This is a genomic window from Photobacterium damselae subsp. damselae (genome assembly GCF_038086725.1).
GTDB lineage: Bacteria > Pseudomonadota > Gammaproteobacteria > Enterobacterales > Vibrionaceae > Photobacterium > Photobacterium damselae.
This window is the reverse complement of the sequence record NZ_CP146971.1, coordinates 1158737-1178976: the sequence shown is the minus strand read 5'-3', so window position 1 is coordinate 1178976 and position 20240 is coordinate 1158737. Positions and strand designations below refer to the sequence as shown.

Annotated in this window: 15 protein-coding genes and 2 tRNA genes; 10 read left to right on the top strand and 7 right to left on the bottom strand. The window is 40.3% G+C overall.

What is annotated here, in order from left to right; all coding sequences use genetic code 11:
* Positions 1 to 19: 19 nt before the first annotated feature.
* The 3 genes from WAX86_RS19900 to WAX86_RS19890 form a co-directional block, all read right to left on the bottom strand.
* A complete protein-coding gene (locus tag WAX86_RS19900) occupies positions 20 to 2011 on the bottom strand; it encodes a bifunctional UDP-sugar hydrolase/5'-nucleotidase (protein ID WP_065170592.1) in 1992 nt (663 codons plus the stop codon).
* 143 nt (positions 2012 to 2154) lie between these two features.
* Positions 2155 to 2245 (bottom strand) — tRNA-Ser (locus tag WAX86_RS19895).
* Between the two features lie 138 nt (positions 2246 to 2383).
* A complete protein-coding gene (locus WAX86_RS19890; RefSeq protein WP_065170593.1) occupies positions 2384 to 3664 on the bottom strand; it encodes an FAD-binding oxidoreductase in 1281 nt (426 codons plus the stop codon).
* A gap of 195 nt (positions 3665 to 3859) precedes the next feature.
* Between WAX86_RS19890 and WAX86_RS19885 the strand changes: the two genes are divergently transcribed.
* Positions 3860 to 4891 (top strand): PotD/PotF family extracellular solute-binding protein, encoded by a 1032-nt coding sequence (locus tag WAX86_RS19885; protein WP_005304094.1) that lies wholly within the window; start codon positions 3860 to 3862, stop codon positions 4889 to 4891.
* 6 nt (positions 4892 to 4897) lie between these two features.
* Here WAX86_RS19885 and WAX86_RS19880 read toward each other — a convergent pair whose 3' ends face one another.
* The 4 genes from WAX86_RS19880 to WAX86_RS19865 all read right to left on the bottom strand — a co-directional run bounded on the left by WAX86_RS19880 (position 4898) and on the right by WAX86_RS19865 (position 8204).
* On the bottom strand, positions 4898 to 6253 hold the full coding sequence (locus WAX86_RS19880) for a sensor domain-containing diguanylate cyclase (protein WP_341489575.1): 1356 nt from the start codon (positions 6251 to 6253) through the stop codon (positions 4898 to 4900).
* Positions 6254 to 6408: 155 nt separating this feature from the next.
* The gene (locus tag WAX86_RS19875) at positions 6409 to 6993 is read right to left on the bottom strand and encodes a prepilin-type N-terminal cleavage/methylation domain-containing protein (RefSeq protein WP_341489574.1); all 585 of its coding nucleotides are present in this window, start codon (positions 6991 to 6993) and stop codon (positions 6409 to 6411) included.
* Positions 6994 to 7210: 217 nt separating this feature from the next.
* On the bottom strand, positions 7211 to 7591 hold the full coding sequence (locus tag WAX86_RS19870; RefSeq protein ID WP_341489573.1) for a hypothetical protein: 381 nt from the start codon (positions 7589 to 7591) through the stop codon (positions 7211 to 7213).
* Between the two features lie 522 nt (positions 7592 to 8113).
* Positions 8114 to 8204, bottom strand: a tRNA-Ser gene (locus WAX86_RS19865).
* Between the two features lie 402 nt (positions 8205 to 8606).
* On the opposite strand from WAX86_RS19865, the gene WAX86_RS19860 reads away from it, so the two are divergent.
* The 9 genes from WAX86_RS19860 (at position 8607) to WAX86_RS19820 (ending at position 20237) form a co-directional block, all read left to right on the top strand.
* Positions 8607 to 9665, top strand: coding sequence for a PTS fructose transporter subunit EIIC (locus WAX86_RS19860; RefSeq protein WP_065170596.1), 1059 nt, complete (start codon positions 8607 to 8609; stop codon positions 9663 to 9665).
* A 30-nt stretch (positions 9666 to 9695) separates the two neighbouring features.
* Positions 9696 to 10010 (top strand): PTS fructose-like transporter subunit IIB, encoded by a 315-nt coding sequence (locus WAX86_RS19855; protein WP_005304073.1) that lies wholly within the window; start codon positions 9696 to 9698, stop codon positions 10008 to 10010.
* 307 nt (positions 10011 to 10317) lie between these two features.
* Positions 10318 to 11160, top strand: coding sequence for a helix-turn-helix transcriptional regulator (locus WAX86_RS19850; protein ID WP_005304069.1), 843 nt, complete (start codon positions 10318 to 10320; stop codon positions 11158 to 11160).
* Between the two features lie 228 nt (positions 11161 to 11388).
* Positions 11389 to 13893 (top strand): glycoside hydrolase family 2 protein, encoded by a 2505-nt coding sequence (locus WAX86_RS19845; protein WP_341489572.1) that lies wholly within the window; start codon positions 11389 to 11391, stop codon positions 13891 to 13893.
* Between the two features lie 299 nt (positions 13894 to 14192).
* Positions 14193 to 15809 carry an ABC transporter substrate-binding protein gene (locus WAX86_RS19840; protein ID WP_341489810.1) on the top strand — a complete coding sequence of 539 codons (1617 nt, stop codon included), beginning with the start codon at positions 14193 to 14195 and terminating at the stop codon, positions 15807 to 15809.
* 89 nt (positions 15810 to 15898) lie between these two features.
* The gene (locus tag WAX86_RS19835) at positions 15899 to 16885 is read left to right on the top strand and encodes an ABC transporter permease (RefSeq protein ID WP_005304062.1); all 987 of its coding nucleotides are present in this window, start codon (positions 15899 to 15901) and stop codon (positions 16883 to 16885) included.
* A gap of 2 nt (positions 16886 to 16887) precedes the next feature.
* On the top strand, positions 16888 to 17907 hold the full coding sequence (locus WAX86_RS19830) for an ABC transporter permease (RefSeq protein WP_237030239.1): 1020 nt from the start codon (positions 16888 to 16890) through the stop codon (positions 17905 to 17907).
* 15 nt (positions 17908 to 17922) lie between these two features.
* Positions 17923 to 19296 (top strand): leucyl aminopeptidase family protein, encoded by a 1374-nt coding sequence (locus tag WAX86_RS19825; RefSeq protein WP_341489571.1) that lies wholly within the window; start codon positions 17923 to 17925, stop codon positions 19294 to 19296.
* Positions 19297 to 19310: 14 nt separating this feature from the next.
* The gene (locus WAX86_RS19820; RefSeq protein WP_341489570.1) at positions 19311 to 20237 is read left to right on the top strand and encodes a N(4)-(beta-N-acetylglucosaminyl)-L-asparaginase; all 927 of its coding nucleotides are present in this window, start codon (positions 19311 to 19313) and stop codon (positions 20235 to 20237) included.
* Positions 20238 to 20240 lie beyond the last annotated feature (3 nt).

The window sequence follows — 20240 nt, the reverse complement described above, 5'->3', positions numbered from 1 at the left end:
TCAATGTGATCAAACAATACTATTTCGCGCGATTAAATGTCACGACTTCGTAGCTTAGAGGCGTCACAGTCTGGCGATCGTTGGCAATATAATCAATTACTGACTGAGCGTCGGTATTACAGCGAACATTTTCAGCTTTGCAGTTTGGCGCTTTGCCACCGACATAGTTTACTTTGTATTTATCGCCATTTTTCGCGATATTTTTCACTTTGTACCCAGTCAACTTGCCATTTACATACACAAGATCAACTCGGCCTGAATGATCTTTTTGCGATGTGTACAGCGGAGTCCAACCATCATTACCTGTTGCATTGTAGTTGTTAATCGCAACATTGTAGGTTTTGTTATCGTCAAGAGGAGTCCAAACTGGGTGCTTCTCTGTACCTGTCATAACTTCAACAGAATTTAGTTTGCCCGCTTTATGTGCAGTGGTTTCAGTGAAGGTGTAACGAATATGACCACCGTATGGGAATTTGCCGGCATGTGAGCCTTCAGGTAACGTTGCGGATACAGCATTTTGCAACAACTCACGAATAGCACGACCTTTTACAGGTACGACCGACATAAAGTTAGAAAATGGTAGCAACTCAAGAGAAACGTTACCTTCACGGTATTCACCAGCTTCGATGTTGGTGCGAATACCACCAGCGCCAATCAATGAAAAATCAACTTTCATACCCGTTACTTTGCGAACTGCAGGCGTATTAGTCCAGTAATACTGACCTTCAGCTACAATAGGTGCAACATCTGAACCGTGATCGTCAGTACCACGATCTCCTGGACGACGTTCGTGTTTTAACTCAACAGGTACTTGACCGATTGTCTTACCATAAGCTTTATCGACAGCTGGCTTATATTGAGTATCAATTTCAGAGCGCATTGCGCTGTCTTCAGGCGCAATAACAATGTTCTCTTGCTCATCAATAAACTGCTCAACTTTTGCAGTATCTTTTGCTGAGAATTTTTCATTGGCAAGACGATCTGCACTGTGGAAGAACTCGTCATTTGATAGCAGAGTGTTATGGCCTTTACAGCTCACCACATCACCTTGAGCATCAAAAGTCACATTAACACGACCAATCGCTTGAGCATACTCACCCGCTTGAACAACACACGTCTCACCAACACCATTTGGATTTTTTACCATTTGAGCGTAAGTACCGTTGTTGCTTAAACCTAGGTTCGTAAAATCACCTAATAACGTATGCGAGTGACCACCAACAATAAGGTCAATACCATTTACTTTAGAAGCCAGATTTAGATCGACAGAATTACCAATGTGCGTTAGTGCAATAATGTTATCAACACCTTTAGACTGAAGGTAGTCTACCGTTGCTTGCGCTGATTTCACCATATTATTGAACTTCACTTTTCCTGTATGCGGTGCAATATTTGGCATATCATCGAGAGCCAAACCGAAAACAGCGACTAAGTTCTTATCTTTTGGTAAGTGATTAAGATCGGTAACGACGGTTTTTTTGTTGCCATCAAAAGCGAAAACGCGGAAAGGGTGCAAGTTCTTCTGATCTTTTAAATCAGGATCTTGGCTAACATCAACGTTAGCCGCCAAAATTGGGAAGTTTACGCTATTGATAAATTGATTCAGTTTCTTATTACTTAAATCAAACTCGTGGTTACCAAGCGCCATACCATCAAGACCCATTTGACTCAATAGGGCAGCATTCATGGCACCTTGGTTAATCTTAAAGTAAGCACTTCCCTGCCATGCGTCGCCACCATGCAAAAACAGGAAGCTCTGATTATCATTCAAAGCTTCCTGTTTATATTCTTTTGCCATCTGTTGTAGGCGAGGATATCCACCAAACTCGTTATAGACAGAAGTCCCATTGGCTTTAAAACTCGACTTAACCGGGTCAAAGTTGGAGTGCGTATCATTAATATGCGCAACGGTTAACGTAAAGTCCTCATGATTTGATGTGGTTTGAGGATCTTGTGAGCATCCAGCTAAAGCAATGGCAATAGCGATCACAGAAAGCGACTTCTGAAACATTCTAACCTACCTTATTTTTGATACAAAAAAACCCCAGCAAAACTGCTGAGGCTTCAATGACTACGGAGCGTATGGTTAAAACCACACAGATATTTGCTCCAATTCTTTGTTTAAGCTCGGTGATACCCAACTTAAAGAATAAGTGGCGGAGGGATAGGGATTTGAACCCTAGATACGCTACAAACGTATGCCGGTTTTCAAGACCGGTGCTTTCAACCACTCAGCCATCCCTCCGCAGTGCGATGAATAGTACTCTGACTATAATTCCCTGTAAAGCATTAATTTACACAAAGTATTCGTCAGAGCAATAGTTATTCAATTCGCACCAATTGCATGCAATATTCTACATTTAGCACAATGAGCTAAAAACAATTAGCTTCCTAGCGAGTCTTCTAAACGAGCTTTCCAAATCGCCATCGCTAATGCAGGTTTGCGTAAAATTTCTGGTGTTGGGATCCAACCATGTTTAATTCGCGCAAACACATCAAAACGTTCTGCCGTACCAGACATCGCTTCAGCAACCACACGGCCAGCGATATTCGTTAGGCCAACCCCATGACCAGTATAACCATGAGAAACGTAAATATCGTTACCTAAATGATCAATTTGAGGCATGTAAGAACGAGTTACCGCAAATAAACCGCCCCAATGATATTCCATCTTCACATCAGATAGCTGTGGGAATACTTTTAGCATACGTTGACGCAAGCGCTCTTTAGAATCTGAGTATTCACCATTAAATGGATGATTTACGCCACCAAAGAGAATACGACCATCAGGTGTTGGGCGATAATAATCTAGGCTGTTATTTAAATCAGACATCGCCATCATATTGGAGATCGGTTGACGATCGCCTAACTGTTCAGTCACTGCAATATAAGAAGCAACGGGCAATACCACACTTTGTGCTTTTCGATTCAAACCGTCTAAATAGGCATTACAAGCTAATAGAACTTGCTTGGCTTTTACTTGACCTTTTGGAGTACGAATAATATGAGGCTTACCTTGCTCAATCTTAATCGCCGGCGTGTTTTCAAACACAGAAGCACCTAAAGAAATAGCCGCTTCAGCCAAACCTAATGTATAATTTAGCGGGTGCATATGGGCACTATTTGAATCGAACAATCCACCAAGATAACGCTCAGTATTAGCGACTTGCTGAATTTGATCTTTTTCCCACCAACTTGCACTTGGATACTCATAACGAGTTTGTTTTAAGTCATACCAAGATTTTAATTCTTTCTCTTGGCTTTTTTTCAATGCAAGTTCGATATAACCGTGCTGGAAATCACAGTCAATATTAAACTCTTCAATACGTTCACGAGCAATATCAATCGCTTCGCTAGATAAATCCCAAAGCTGCTTGCCCCATTGTGGTCCATATGTTTCATCAACTTCACGTAGGCCCAGGCAGTAACCTACAAGGCATTGCCCACCATTACGACCAGAACCACCCCACGCTAAGCGCTGTGATTCTAATACCACAACCGAGTATCCTTTTTTACGCAGTTCAATCGCCGCGTTAAGACCGGTCATACCACCACCAATAACACAAACATCAGCTTCAATGTTTTGATCTAATTGAGGTTGCTCTGGAATTGCATTAATGGTTGCTTGATAGTAACTATCGATATATTGACTGTCGTTCGACATTCCATTTGCTCACAAAAAATATATGCGGGATAAAAAACGCGCGCATATTGTCACGACAAATAAGAACTGACAAGTAATATATTATCGTGATGTGTATCAAATTTATAAGATAACTTTTTTGACAGTTTAGAAACTCTAAATAATATGCGCGCTTCAAATACCATAACCATTTTGGTTTATTAGGATATAAACGTAATGAAAAAAATTCTTAAAGGGGTGACTACACTAACATTCGCACTTTCAGCATTTAATGTTTCGGCGGCAAATGATGTGCTTAACGTATATAACTGGGCAGAATATATGCCAGATAGCGTACTTAAAGCATTTGAAAAAGAATATGATGTCACTATTAACTATTCTACTTTCGATAATAACGAAGCCATGTACACCAAGCTAAAATTGCTTGATAACAAAGGCTACGATGTTGTTTTTGCTTCTACATATTTCATTGAGAAAATGGCTCGTGAAGGCATGCTTGCTAAGATTGATCATAGTAAGATCCCGAACCTTGCGAATGTATACCCTGGTTTGCTAAACCAAGAATTTGATCCTAAAAATGATTACTCTGCACCTTATGTGTGGGGGGTTACGGGTATTTCTTACAATTCAGAGTTGGTAACAACACCAATTACTGGCTGGAAAGATTTGTGGAATGCAGATTTTGCCCGTCAGGTTATGTTACTTGATGATGTTCGTGATGTATTTGGTATGGCGCTAAAAGCACAAGGCCACAGCATCAATACCACAAACGAAGCAGAAATTAAGCAAGCTTATGAGTCATTACAGAAGCTACGTCCAAATGTCGTGGTGTACAACTCAGACGCGCCACATGTTCCTTATGTTACAGGTGAAGCTAGCATCGGAATGCAGTGGAACGGCAATGCTTATATGGCAAAACAAGAGATGAAAGAGCTTGAGTTTGTGTATCCTAAAGAAGGCTCAATTCTTTGGATGGATAACTTTATCATCCCAGCTGGAAGCGCTAACAAAGAGCTAGCAGAGAAGTTTATTAACTTTATCTATCGCCCTGAAAACCAAGCAAAAATCGTTGAAGAGTTTGGCTTCCCGCCAGCAACTAAAGATGCGAAAAGCCATTTACCAAAAGAAATTCAAGATAACCCAATTATCTTCCCATCAGAAGAAGATATTAATAAGGGTGAATTTACCAATGACGTAGGTAAAGCGGTAAATATTTATCAAAAATACTGGCAACTACTAAAAAGCTAATCGCCATTAAATTGTGTTAGAAAAAGCGTCCGTCATCGGGCGCTTTTTTATTGCTTTCATTCGATACATATCATCATCTGCACGACGAATAACCTGCTCTATCGTTTCATCTGATGGGTATCTTTTAGCATAACCACAGCTGATTGTAAGATGGTACAATACATCATCCAGTTGGAATGGAAGTTTGCATAAATCATCTAGCCCACGACGAATAAATTCTTCATCAAACTTAGCAGAGACAATCAGGTTAAATTCATCGCCTCCAACTCGAAAAGCCATCCCCAGCTTATGACTCCAGATATAACGATTTAAACGGGTAGAAAATTGGCGCAATAAACTGTCACCAATTTCGTGACCATAAGTATCATTAACAAATTTAAAGTCATTAAGATCGATATAAACAAAAGAGAAATCACGCTTAGATTCAAACTCTCGATGCAGTTCAACATCCAAAGCTTTACGATTGCCTAACCCAGTTAAATAATCAAGCAATCTCTCATTATGAATATTTCTATAGTGTTCAAAGAATTTAAGTGTCAAAAGTAAACAAACTCCAATGCAGATATCAACTAACAATACAATATATAAAACAAGAGATTGATAGTCATTCATCCTATCTGCACTATAAATTTTCATTGTCCATGTGGAATTATAAAATGTCTTCTTAATTGAAAATAAATAGTCATCTTTTTTTAGATCGACTGTACTTAATATCTGGTTTTTTTCTTGTTGTTTATATTGTGTAGTTAATGAAACTGTATAACCATATTGGGTTAGTTCACGAATTCGGCTAAATACCGTTGAATCTGAAATATCAGAAACATAGATAACAAAACCTAAAAATTTATGTGTTCTATGTAGACTGAAAACAGGATTTCGCAGTATAAAAGCTAAACCACCTTGATACAGTTGTAATGGCCCTGATACATACATTGTTTTATTATTTTTTGCATATAATGCGTCCTCTCTTCTGTTTGGATCAGAAAATAGATCAATATATGCACGCTGATCAGAAACATGTGGGTTGGTAACAGTAACTATACCGTTTGGAGCAAACTGAAAGTTCGAACTGCCTTTTACGCCATCAAGTAATTCATCAGAGGCCAACAAGAATGATTTGGGGTTAAAACCTGTGCTTGCGACATAAAAAGATAGCCACTTTAACTTTTCCTGCTCAGCCTTAAAATCATAACCTAAGTCATTTAATGCTGTGTTCAGGTATGATTCAACCCGGCTATTAGAAAACACTTCTCTATTATTGATGACTCTATCAGAGACTATATAGCTTATTAGCAAAACACCTAGATAAAGAAAAGAGGCAATAATATAAACCTTTTTACCAATTTTTCGCTTTACTTTCATATGGTTGGCTTCACAATAAACTTATATTTTTATACGAGAATATAATATCATATAAAAAAGCATGCACAATATGAATTTACATATGCAAGAGTAACAATAAAGTTAATAATTCTAATACTTATAACAATAAAATGAATATTTCTCGTTAATAACAATTAACATCCTTTAGTTATAAGTGTGATAGAATTTTCCTGCGTACCATTATATTGCACTCGACAGTTGAGAATATTTTTATAAGCATCTTTTACATTCGGCATTATATACACGTCATGATCTAAGCTACCATAAACTAAAAAGCCTGCTCCTGTAGGTGACATATCTTTCTGGTATTTCTGACTTTTTCTTGGATAAGCGTCTATTGATAATATTGATTTTAAATTATTAACGACTTTGTCATTTTTAGATGGGTTGTTGCCAAAAACTAAATCTGGATAATATGTATTAGAGTAAACCAAGACTTCATGACCATTAATATTAATGCATCCTGCAATTTTGTCGTCATTATTGGTTCCGTTAAAGTTTTTACAGTTTTCAGGTGCAATTAAGTTAATTTCTGCTTTTGCTTTCACAAGCTGTATTGCTGTTTCCAAAGCTCCTTTCGTTGCCTTTAATGTAGAAATACGAGCATCTTTTTGTAAGTTAAGAAACTTAGGTGCTGCTGTTACTGCTAATATTCCTAATACAACAATCACAACAACCAATTCAATTAAGGTGAAACCTCGGTTAATTTTAATCTTCATACTCATGCTTTATGTAAGAATTTGGTGAAAGTATTACATAATGGGCAAAGGATAAAATAATTAACTTAGAGGTATAATAGCATGCTAACTAAAATGGCTAGCATTCTAAACAAGCATTTCAAATAGAGTCTAGAATGTTATATCTCAATAGAGAATGGGTAAAATTAAAGGGAGCCAAACAGCGTCAATAGTTAATGATTAACGCTGTTCGTATTTGTTAAATGCTCGAATCAAACTCTTCAATCAACCCTTGCTTTTTTAGCTCTGCGATAATTGCACCTCTTGTACGATCATGAATTACAGATAGTTTGTCAACTGATGTATTTGCATTAAATGCCTGTACTAACTTATCGCGTTCTTCTTCAGCCCAAGGAAGTCCAGCATTCTTAGGAAGACCTTTTAAGATATTTTCTTTCTGCTTTTGCTCGACAGATTTTTTTCCCTTCTTTGGTTGTTTTACAGCTCCAATAACGGTGAACAAAGACCGTATTACTTCGGGGTTATTATAAGGTGAGCACTCAGGTAAAACTTCACCTGAAATTGGGTCAATTCCATTCGCTAGTACTTCAACATTTTTTAGGGCCGCCAATATATCCATATACCTTCCAATTTTCCGCTCACATTTTACGCAAGCATAGCATGTTAGTTTCCACGCCAATTAAGGCTAACTTTACCGCTTAATCCTGACCCTAAAATACGAGTGTAAAGAATCGTGTTGGTACATATCGTTGTGTACTTCGTCGCATTACATATTAATTAGATAGATTATTTGCAGTGTGGGCTACCATGCAGGTGTAGATACGCACGAAAAGGGATATTAAGGAGCATGACGAGGCGCTACTTAGTAAAAGAGTGGCCTGCTTTAGAGTAGCAATGATCTTTGTGGTAGGTTGTGTCAATTAATCTACCACAAATGCATTTTTTGGTATTGTTGATAACACAATTTACCAAAGTGACAGAACCAAACCAAAATAGATTTTAGTCTCAATCCATTTTGATCAACAAATTCAAACAATTTAGGTCTGTTACTTTTAACTAAGATTGGCACTGCTTGTTCGAGCTTTTCAGTACCAAAAACGCAAAAAGGCCGCGGAGCAAAACTCAGCGGCCTTCTTTAATATGGCGGAGAGATAGGGATTTGAACCCTAGATACGCTACAAACGTATGCCGGTTTTCAAGACCGGTGCTTTCAACCACTCAGCCATCTCTCCAATGCGGTGAATCATATAGAGTCATTGAGTTACAGTAAAGCCCTCTTAGGTTTGTTTGCTCGATATCTATCCGATTTAGCACTAAATGACTTTCACTCGCTCAAAAACCCTGCGTAATCGTGTTTAAAAAACTATCAGCAACACTTTTTTAGCTATCAATAGCCATAAACGCCATTAATTCCGTGAGCCCTATCACTTTAGGCCTGAGAGCTGAATCACACCTAAAAACGGTGGGTACAAATGTCCAGTTAATGCCCTATTTGTCTCATTTCCTCACAACGGAGTGCGAACCATAATTGCGTCCAACAAGGCAGCATGCAGCCCGACCTTTGATACAGCTATTTATTGCTAGGGTATAAAAGTCCTAGTGATAGCGAATTAAACGAAATGGAGTTTACCGTTATGAAAAACCAATTGTCGCAATTAAAACGACACCTGCTCACAGGTACCAGCCACATGTTACCTTTCGTTGTTGCCGGTGGTGTACTTCTAGCCCTTTCCGTAATGCTTGGTGGTAAAGGTGCGGTTCCTGAAGGTGTGTTCCTTGAAGGTCTTTGGGACATGGGTATTGCAGGCTTTACTCTTTTTGTTCCTGTTCTTGGTGGTTACATTGCTTACTCAATCGCAGACCGTCCTGCACTAGCTCCAGGTATGATTGGTGCTTACCTTGCAAACCAAGTACAAGCTGGTTTCCTTGGTGCTATCGTAGTCGGCTTCATCGCAGGTTATGTAGTTCTTCAACTAAAACGTATTCCGCTTTCTAATAAGCTAAAAGCCATTTCTACTTACTTTATTTTGCCTATTGGCGGTACGTTTATTGTTTCTGCGCTTGTTATCTGGGTTATCGGTGCACCAATTGCAGCGGCAATGGAAGCAATGAATGGCTGGCTACAAGGTATGGCTGGCGCATCTAAAGCATTCTTAGGTGTAATTTTAGGTGGTATGACTGCGTTTGATATGGGTGGTCCTATCAACAAAGTAGCTACTTTATTTGCTCAAACTCAAGTAGGTACTCAACCATGGTTAATGGGCGGTGTTGGTGTAGCAATCTGTGTACCACCACTAGGCATGTTCTTAGCAACTCTTCTTTCTCCTAAGCGTTACACAGACGAAGAGCGTGAAGCAGGTAAAGCAGCAGGTATCATGGGCTGTATCGGTATCACCGAAGGTGCTATCCCATTCGCAGCCGCTGACCCAATGCGTGTAATCCCATCAATCGTAGTTGGCGGTATGGTTGGTAACGTTGTGGCCTTTATGTTCGGTGTTCTTAACCATGCACCATGGGGCGGTTTAATCGTACTTCCAGTTGTTGATGGTCGTCTGTACTACATCCTAGCAATTGTTGCAGGTTCCGTAGCAACAGCCTTGATGGTCAACGCACTGAAAAAACCTATCGAGCAACGTCAAGATTCAGTACAGCAAGATTCTGACGAAGACTCACTAGAACTAACATTTGAATAATTGATAAGTACCAAATTCTGGAGATATAACATGAAACTATTAGGCGTAACTTCTTGCCCATCTGGCGTTGCTCACACTTACATGGCAGCAGAAGCACTAGAAACAGCAGCTAAAGCAAAAGGCTGGGATGTAAAAATCGAAACTCAAGGCTCTATCGGTATTGAAAACGAAATTACATTAAATGAAGTGGCAGACTGCGATATCGTAATTCTAACTAAAGACATTGCAATCAAAAATGAAGACCGCTTTAAAGGCAAAAAAATCGTTCGAGTTGGTGTTGCAGACGCAGTGAAAAAAGCACCACAAATTATGGACAAAATTGAAGCTCACTTCGCTTCTGCTTAATCCATAACTTCCGCCAGAGCTAATATCTATCAGCTCTGGCGGTTATCCATTCCCTTACTCCATATAATTTTACGCCTTAATTGGCATACAATTTCTAATATCAAATAATAAATATCGAATGCCGCACAGTCCCAAAAATAAAGTGGCATCAAGCTAACAAATTCCAGCATCGCGTATCGCGCATATTGCATCATTAAATGATAATAGATGCATAATTATCACAGGCTTATTGACACCTAATCCAAAACGTTAACCTTATCTCTGCAACTATGGAAATCGCAGAGGTCTTCATTTTAGTACTGATATCATGAACAAAACTTTTGTCGACTTACTGGACAATGTCATCACGGATAGCGCTTCAGTTAATAATATCTGGTTTGCTGGCGACTCGATGCCACCACCTGAAGCGGGCTACCAAGTCAACTTTCCTCGCCTTGAGCTGGTTTTTAAGGGCCGCTATGAAAACACGTTAGAAAACCATCAACAACAGGTCGATCATATTGCCCTTGAAGTGGGTGACGCTCTTTTTATTCCAGCCAACGCATGGAACAAACCAAGTTGGGATCATGAATGTTCAGTGCTCAGTTTGCTTTTTGGTAAGAGTCAATTGGGTTTCAGTTTAGTCAGTAAACGAGAAAATGAAGATGGCTTTTATGATGTGGTGAAATACAGTGTTCCACAACGGACAGGCCATGCAGTTGATCATATTTTAAATGCCCTTTCGAGCTTAGCGCATGAAAAGAAAAAGCAGCCTGCTGATAAATTTATGCTGTTGGCTCTGCTTAGCTATTGCAAAGATATGATTGAAACCCCGATGGAAGATACAGCCCGTCGTAGCCAAGATCTGTTTAAAGGGATCTGCATCTATGTGCAAGAAAACTTTCATCGCAACATTAACCGAAATACCGTTGCAGCGCGTTTTAATATTTCACCAAATCACCTCTCACGTCTGTTTCGTCAAGAAGGTCACATGCGCTTTGCGGACTATATCTCTTGGGTTCGATTAGAGCGTGCTAAATTTATGCTCAAGCGCTACAACTTTCGCCTAGAAGAGGTGGCCCAACGTTGTGGCTACCACGATTCCAATTATTTTTGTCGAGTGTTTAAACGCAAAACAGGCAAAACACCGACCGAATATCGCAGCTACTAATCTAAAAGATATCTGAAATAGCCTGTAAGTGACGATTTACTTACAGGCTATTTTTATCATCGCTCTATTTAAACTAAGTATTAAGCTGAGTAATCGGTCAAATTAGAAACAGTTCACAATTTTTTCTATTGGCTACAGAAGTCCAGTTGGTGGCGTTTTTTGCTACTGAAGTGCAATGAAAAGCATACTAAACTGGATGAAAATCAAGCCGACAATAGGGAGTTAGTTGTGGCGACACTTTTACTTGATGGACAATGGCAATTAACCTCACCGCAGCATAGCCATATTGCGATTCCTTGCACCTTGCCTGGCGATGTTCATTCTGCCTTATTAGCCGCAGAACTGATTGTTGATCCCTATTTTGCTGAAAATGAATCTCTTGTTCAGTGGGTCGGTGAAAGTGATTGGTTACTTACCCGTGAGTTTGAGGTTTCACAAGAGATGCTTGATCACCATGCGATTGATTTAACGCTCTCTTTTGTTGATACCGTCGCTGATATTCAAATAAACCAACACAGTGTTCTTCATTGCAGCAATCAATTTCAAACCTACCACCAAGAGGTAAAATCGGCCCTTAAGCTTGGCATTAATCACATCTCTATTTTATTAAAACGCAGTGATATTGAAGCCAAAGCACGAGCAGAAAAGCTGCCTTTCCCTATACCTTGGGCTGAGGGTAATAACCAAATACCGCATATGAATACCTTACGCAAAACACAATGTCATGCAGGGTGGGATTGGGGGATTTGCCTACTGGTTAGTGGTGTTTATCAATCCATTACATTAGAGCCGTTGAATAACACACGCCTGGTCAATGTCCGTACCACACAAAATTGGCTGAGCTCAGAACATTGCCAATTGGAGCTTGCTATTACTTATCAAGCTCTGGCCGCATTTGAACAGCAACAACTCACGATTGATTTTAATCAGCAAGTACACACTATCGCGTTACCTATTGATAACCAAGATATCGATAAAAATTATACCCTTTATTACACCATTGATGTCCACCAGCCAAAACGATGGTGGCCAGCAGGTTATGGTGAACAACCTCTTTATCCATTAGAGATTACGCTTAATGAACAGAGCATCACTAAGCAAATCGGTTTTCGTCAATTAGAACTCGATACATCGCTTGATGATATTGGCTCAAAAATGCAGTTTGTTGTAAATGGACAAACCATCACGGCAAAAGGGGCAAATTGGATTCCACTCGATGCCATGCCAAGTCAACAAACTCCAGAACGATATCGCCAATTACTGCAAAATGCTGTCGATGCTAATATGAATATGATTCGAGTTTGGGGTGGCGGTTCGTATGAACAAGATTGCTTCTACCAGATCTGCGATGAGTTAGGCTTGCTCGTCTGGCAAGATCTGATGTTTGCTTGCGCCCTCTACCCTTCTACGGTTGAATTTATTCAAGAAGTCGAACAAGAAGTTATTCAGCAGATAGATCGATTAGCAGATCACCCTTGTCTTGCGCTTTGGTGTGGGGATAACGAAGTGATTGGTGCTATTAACTGGTATCCCGAATCGCGTCAACACCGAGAAAAATACGTGGTTAATTATGACCGCCTTAATCGCGTGTTAGCGCAAATTGTAGAAAAACACGATTCCTCACGTCGCTTTTGGGCCAGTTCTCCTTGTAATGGTGAACTCGATTTTGGTGATGCTTGGCATGATGATAACTGTGGTGACATGCACTTTTGGGATGTATGGCACTCAGGAAAATCATTAGATGCTTATTATCAGGTAAAACCTCGTTTTTGTTCTGAATTTGGCTATCAATCTTGGCCATCATTACCAACCGTTAAAACCTTTGCTGATTATGATGAATGGAATGTCACTTCGCCAACATTTGAAAGTCATCAAAAAAACAAACGAGGAAATAGCATTATAACGGAAATGTTTACCCGTTATTTTCGCTTCCCTAGTAATTTTGCCAATATGTTGTATTTAAGCCAAGTTCAGCAAGCATTGGCAATAAAAACAGCCAGTGAATATTGGCGTGCACATAAAAATCATTGCCGTGGTATTTTATATTGGCAACTAAATGATTGCTGGCCTGTAAGCTCTTGGTCAAGTATTGAATATACCGGGCGCTGGAAACAATTGCATTATCATGCTAAGCGTTTCTTTGCGCCTCAATTAGTGACTTTTATTCAGCAAGACAATGGGCTATTAACCCTAAGTGCTATAAATGATGAGCATAAAGTCGTGAACTATCAGGGGCAGGTGCTGCAACTTTCATGGCAAGGAGATATTCTCCAAACTTGGCCTATAAATGGAGAATTAACACCAGACAGCAGTGACATCATCTGGCAACATTTTATAAATACATCCAATATCAATGAGAAAGATCACTTCTATCACGTTGAAATTACTATTGAATGTTACTCTGGAAGTAATAACGGACAAACATCAACGATTGAGAATGATTATTTTCCTACCGTATTTAAGCAAGCCAAACTGCAACCGGGAAAAATTCACGCTCAGGTTATTGAAGACGAATTAGGTATCATAATTGAGCTCGATTGTGAGGAACCTTGTCTGTTTGTTCATCTCGAAGTCGATGATCACCTCAGTCGCTTTAGTGATTCCAGTTTTACTTTATTGCCTTCAACGTGTAGCGGATATAAAAAACAGATCCGTTATATAGGACTACTAAATAAGGATTGTATTGAGAAACAATTAAAAATATATCATTTAAGTCAAAGTTATTTATCTTAATTAGACTGATATTAAATAACTTTTAAATTATATCAATAAGAGAAATGCACTTAAATTCATTAGGTGTGTTCTCTCTTATTTTAAATAAACTAATAATGCTTAATATCAAAAAACAGAAAATTTATTTAATTAAATACTTTATTTTCGATTTACCGCTAAGAAATAAAAAGCAAAGCCAGAAATAGTAATTATAGCTATCCCACTTAACACGGATTTTAAGTTCATTCCAATTAGAGTAAGGAACCGTTATGCTCTTCAATCCAAAATACACCTTAACTTGCCTTGTCATATCGGCTGCTATGGCAACCCCTACCGTTATGGCACAAGAAAAAACCCAACTTACGATTGTGCCCGATTTTTATCCAACCATGATTCGTAACTTTAACCCGTTTTTATCAACAAACTTACGTACCACTACAGACTTTATTTACGAACCTTTGGTGATTTTTAACCAAATGCAAGAAAATAAACCCGTAATGCGTTTGGCTAAAAACTATTATATGTCGGAAGATCTCACCCAAGTGACTTTTGAGATCCGTGACGGTGTTAAGTGGTCAGATGGAAAACCGTTTACCGCAGCTGATGTGGTCTACTCTTTTAACTTGATTAAAGCTAAGCCAGAGCTGGATCCTCGCGGTATTAATAGTTGGATCAAAGCCATCAAGCAAGACGGCAATAAGGTGATTTTTGATCTAACCGAAGCCAATTCAAATTTACCTTATGAAATTTCTGCTGTACCTATTGTCCCACAGCATATTTGGCAAGATATTAAAAATCCTGAAAACTACGCTAATGAAAATCCTGTCGGCTCAGGTCCTTTCACAGAAATCGACCTCTTTACACCGCAACTCTATGTTCAATGCCGCAATCCATATTACTGGGATAATGACAATTTGGATGTTGACTGTCTGCGAGCACCACAAATTGCCAACAATGATCAACTGCTCAGTAAAATTATTAAATCAGAACTCGACTGGTCGTCTGCTTTTATTCCCGATATTGAAGCTACCTATGTCGCGCGTAACCCTCATCATAAATACTGGTATCCAGCCTCAACCACTCAGTCATTTATGCTGAACTTTAATACCCCGAAAGAAGGCAACCACGAAGCCATTAACAATATTGATTTCCGTCGTGCGTTCTCGATGGCAATAGATCGTCAAATGATCATTGATGTGGCTTTCTATGGTAACGGTGTGGTGAACGACTACGCCTCAGGCTTAGGCGAAGTATTTAAATTGTGGTCCGATCCTGAGACTCACAATAATTATAAACAATTTAATACTTACAACGTCGACAATGCCAAAGCACTATTAGCCAAAGCAGGCTTTAAAGATCTCGATGGTGACGGCTTTGTCGAAACCCCAACAGGGAAAAAAATTGAATTAGAAGTGCAATCCCCTAACGGATGGACCGATTTTAATAACACCGTTCAATTAGGTGTAGAGCAGCTTCATGCAGCAGGTATCAACGCTAAAGCTCGAACGCCTGATTTTGCGGTATATAACAAAGCGATGGTAACGGGAACTTATGATGTTGCCTATACCAACTACTTTAATGGCGCAGACCCACATCGTTACTGGAGCAGTGCATATCACTCACGTTATCAAGCAGGCGATAGCATGCCGCGTTTTGCTATGCATTTCTTTAAAAACAAAGAATTAGACACATTAATTGACAGTTTCTATAAAACAGCCAGTGTCGATGAGCAAAAGGCCATTTCACATAAGATTCAAAAGATCATTGCCGAAAACCAAGTCACCATTCCTGTAATGTCGGGCGTTGATGTGTATCAGTTTAATGAATCTCGTTTTACCGGTTGGTGGAGCGCAGAAAATCCAAAAGGTCGACCACTTGCATGGGCAGGAGTTCCTGAGCGCCTACTTCATGTGTTGGATCTTAAGCCAAGAAGCTAATTTACACCGTAAATCTCTTTGATGGCAGCGTGCGGTTTTATGCTGCCATCCTTTTGATCTTGCTCCAAAATCGTAATTAGGGATTGATTATGAGCTTTTTCTTACGTCGTTTAATGTTCTACGTTATCGCGCTATTTTTTGCCGCGACCTTAAACTTTATCTTACCCCGCATGATGCCAGGCGATCCGGTCACTATGATGTTTGCCAATGCGATGGCTCACGTGAGTCCAGAGAAAATCGAAGCCATGAAAAAACTGCTCGGCTTTGTCGATGGACCGCTCTATCAGCAATATTTCTCTTACCTTGCCAATATTTTCACTGGGAACTGGGGCACATCAATCAAGTTTTACCCATTATCAGTCAATGAGTTACTGGGAAGTGCTATGGGATGGTCTCTGTTTCTAACAGGAACGGCAATCATTATCTCTTTTTGTATCGGCTCAACTCTTGGGATCTTTGCCGCTTGGCGTCGAGGCAGTAATTATGATGCCTTTATCTCCCCTGGCATGTTAGTTATTCAATCGGTTCCCTCCGTCGTTATTGCGATGCTGGTTATGTTTATCTTTGCCATTGGACTTGAATGGTTTCCAACCGGCAATGCCTATACACCAGGCACAATTCCTGATTGGAGCAGTTGGGATTTTTATAAAGATGTGGCTTATCACATGGTACTTCCTCTAGTGTGTGCCACCGTCACCCAAATCGGGGGCTTTTTGATCAATATGCGTAATAACATGATCAACTTGCTTAATGAAGACTTCATTACCATGGCAAAGGCAAAAGGACTGAGTGAAAACCGAATCGTCTTTAATTATGCGGCTCGTAACGCCATGCTTCCTAGTGTTACAGCTCTGTCTATGGCACTTGGTACTGCCATTGGTGGCCAGTTAATTGTTGAAATGATCTTTAACTATCCAGGACTTGGAACTGTTTTATTAAACGCCATTCATGCCCGAGACTACCAAGTTTTACAGGGACAGTTACTGCTTATGACTCTATTTATGCTGTTCTTTAACTTTATGGCCGACTTGTTGATTGTCTTTCTTGATCCTCGTCTTCGTAATGGGAGTCGTTAAGTATGAAAACCTTTATTAAGTTACTGACAGGTAATCTAAAAGCGTTAACAGGACTTTGCATTTTGGCGCTGTTTTTATTTGTTGCTGTCTTTGCTCCAGTGATCACCAAACACGCCCCTGATAAAGGCACAGGCTACCCCCATGAGTACCCAGCTTTTGTGGTTAAAGCCGCTAAAAACAATCCTGATGGCTGGATAGCAAAAAATCTGGCGACCAACAAACGTACTTTGATGATGTCCCGCAATGCTGATCACGTATTAGGAACATCCAGAATGGGCCGCGATATTTGGTCTCAAGTAGTTTATGGCGCTAGAACTTCTCTATTTGTTGGATTTGGTGCAGGTATTCTGGTTTGCTTTTTAGCGACCTTTATTGGTGTATCAGCTGGCTATTTTGGCGGTAAAGTGGATGAAATATTAACAGCGGCAATGAACATTATGCTGGTTGTTCCACAGCTACCGTTATTATTTATTATTGCTGCATTTATAGGTCAAGCGGGGCCTGCCACCATAGCCGTCGTCATCGCTATAACCTCGTGGGCGTGGGGAGCCCGAGTGGTACGAGCCCAAACTCTCTCCATACGCGAAAAAGAGTTCATCAAAGCGGCGGAAGTTCTTGGGGAATCCCCATGGCGTATTATTGGCGTTGAAATTTTGCCAAATCTTATCTCAATTGTTGGTGCAAGCTTTATTGGCTGTGTTTTACTGGCCATCATGACCGAAGCCAGCTTGTCATTTTTAGGATTAGGCGATCCAAACGCTATCAGTTGGGGCGTAATGTTATATAACGTACAAACCTCATCTTCTATGTTAGTCGGTGCGTGGTGGGAAATTTTAACCCCATGTATTGCCCTTACTTTTATTGCAATTGGTTTATCTCTGCTTAACTTTGCTGTCGATGAAATTGCTAACCCTCAATTACGTTCACACAAAGGGATGCGTCGCTGGCGTGATGCTGCGCAACAACAAGCAAAACAAACGTCTAACAGCACTCCAACAGATACAAGACCACAGCATTCATAAGATAAGGATATCAAGATGTTAATCTTACATCTCCACCATCATGAGATAACCACAAATCGAACCTCAAGTGTACTTATCGATTTAGGTGAACAAAAAAATATAGAGATTGATTTTCAAGCTGAAGACTATGATGGCACCGTCAGTAAAAGCGCCTATTCCATAGCTGATATTCAAGATCTGGGCTGTCTTCTTGGCCAACAATTGAGTAAAAGCCAACAACTGACCCTGTACATCACGCCATTATGCTTACAACACATAGAGGCTGAGTATTGGATAAAATGGCTCTCATTTGGTCTAGCATTAGCTAACTATCGCTACCAGCATCAACCTACAGCGACTATCTCAACGTCAATCACTCAGTATCAATTAGAAACAAGTAATACTCGCTGGCAACAAGTGTTTAATGAAGGAAAAGTGCTGGCACTAAGCCAATTAACCGCTCGCGAACTTATCAATAAACCGGGCAATGTTCTTTATCCTGAAAGTTTTGTCTCAGCAGTAGAACAGTTAGCACTGAGTGGTATTACTTTATCTGTTCTTGATGATATTACAATGCAAGAGCAAGGCTTTGGCGGCTTAATGGGAGTCAGCCAAGGCAGCAATAAAGCTCCTCGCTTATTAACCCTTGAATATACGCCCGCCAATCCCTCTTGTACCATAGCGTTAGTCGGGAAAGGCGTCACCTTTGATTCTGGTGGTATTAGCTTAAAACAGCCAAGCTATATGAGCACAATGAAAACTGATATGGCTGGTGCGGCAGCGGTCGTTGGCGCAATTCAGGCAATCAGCGCATTACAACTTCCTGTTCACGTGATCGGTTTATGTGGGTTAGTGGAAAACATGCCATCTAGCCAAGCCTTAAAACCTGGTGATGTCGTCACTATGTTGTCGGGCAAAAGCGTTGAAATCATCACCACAGATGCAGAAGGTCGCATGGTTCTGGCCGATGTTCTTCATTATGCACAACAACAGTATCAACCTGATTACCTTATTGATATTGCAACCCTAACAGGAGCTGCGGGGATTGCTCTGGGTAAAGCTTACGCAGCAGTAATGGGTAATGATGAAGAGTTGATCAAACAAGCTCAACACTCTGGACTGCAATGTTTTGAGCGTTTGTGGCCTCTTCCTATCGACCCTTGGTATCAAGACATTCTTGCCAGTGATTACGCGGATTACCGCCATGGAGGTGAGACACCAGATGGCAGTCCTTGTGTTGCAGCAACCTTCCTCGCTCAGTTTATTCAACCACAACAAAAATGGATCCACATCGATTGCGCAGCGATGACCTTCCAGCCACAGCGAAAGCTTTACAGCAAAGCAAGCACTGGATTTGGCACTCTGTTATTAACTCAACTGTGCGAACACATCGCCCAAGATAATATTTAAAGGATACGTTTAGCATGATTTTAATTGCAAATTCAGAAGCTTACCCAGGAATTGCAGAAACAGCACGTCAACTCCAAGCTGGCGAAGATGGCCTTATTGCATCTATTGAAGGCATTCGATTGGTTGAAAGCGATCCAAGAGTTAGAACAGTAGGTTATGGCAGTTGGCCCAATGTTCTTGGGGAAATGGAGCTTGATGCCTCGGTTATGGATGGCAACAGTCTTCGTACTGGCGCGGTTGGTGCACTCAAAGGCTTTATGCATCCTATCGATGTTGCCTATCGCGTTATGACCGATCTTAACCATGAGATCTTAGTCGGTGAAGGCGCTGCGATTTTTGCCAAAGAGATTGAAGCCAAAGAGGGTGATAATCTGATTGAGGATTCAAAACGAGTTTGGTGGGAAAAGCTAGAGCAGTCGATGACAGAGGAAGAAAAAAATGCATTTCCCCATATTCCATTAGCAAAATTATCCAATAATGCCACCGATCCAGAACGTGTTCGTGATACAACTGTTTTTCTAGCCTCTGACAGTGAACACAAAATCACAGCCGCCACCTCAACATCGGGCTGGGCATGGAAGTATCCGGGCCGATTAGGCGACAGTCCGATTATTGGGGCAGGATCATATGCCGACAGTCGATATGGAGCTTGTGCATGTACTCATACCGGAGAGATGAATATTCGTTGTTCGACCGCTCATGCTGTGGTGCTTTATATGAAGATGGGGATGAGTTTGGATGACGCTGTTTATGAAGCCATCAATGATCTCAAATACCTAAAAGATGGCTATACCGAGGGTGTGACCATTCATGCTATTGATAATAAAGGTAATCATAAAGTCGTGAGTTTAAACTGCCCAGGGCCTATCCCTTACTGGTTTTGGCAAGATGGCATGCATGAGCCAGAAAAGCGTTTTGCTGAAGTCATTATGACCAAATAGCAG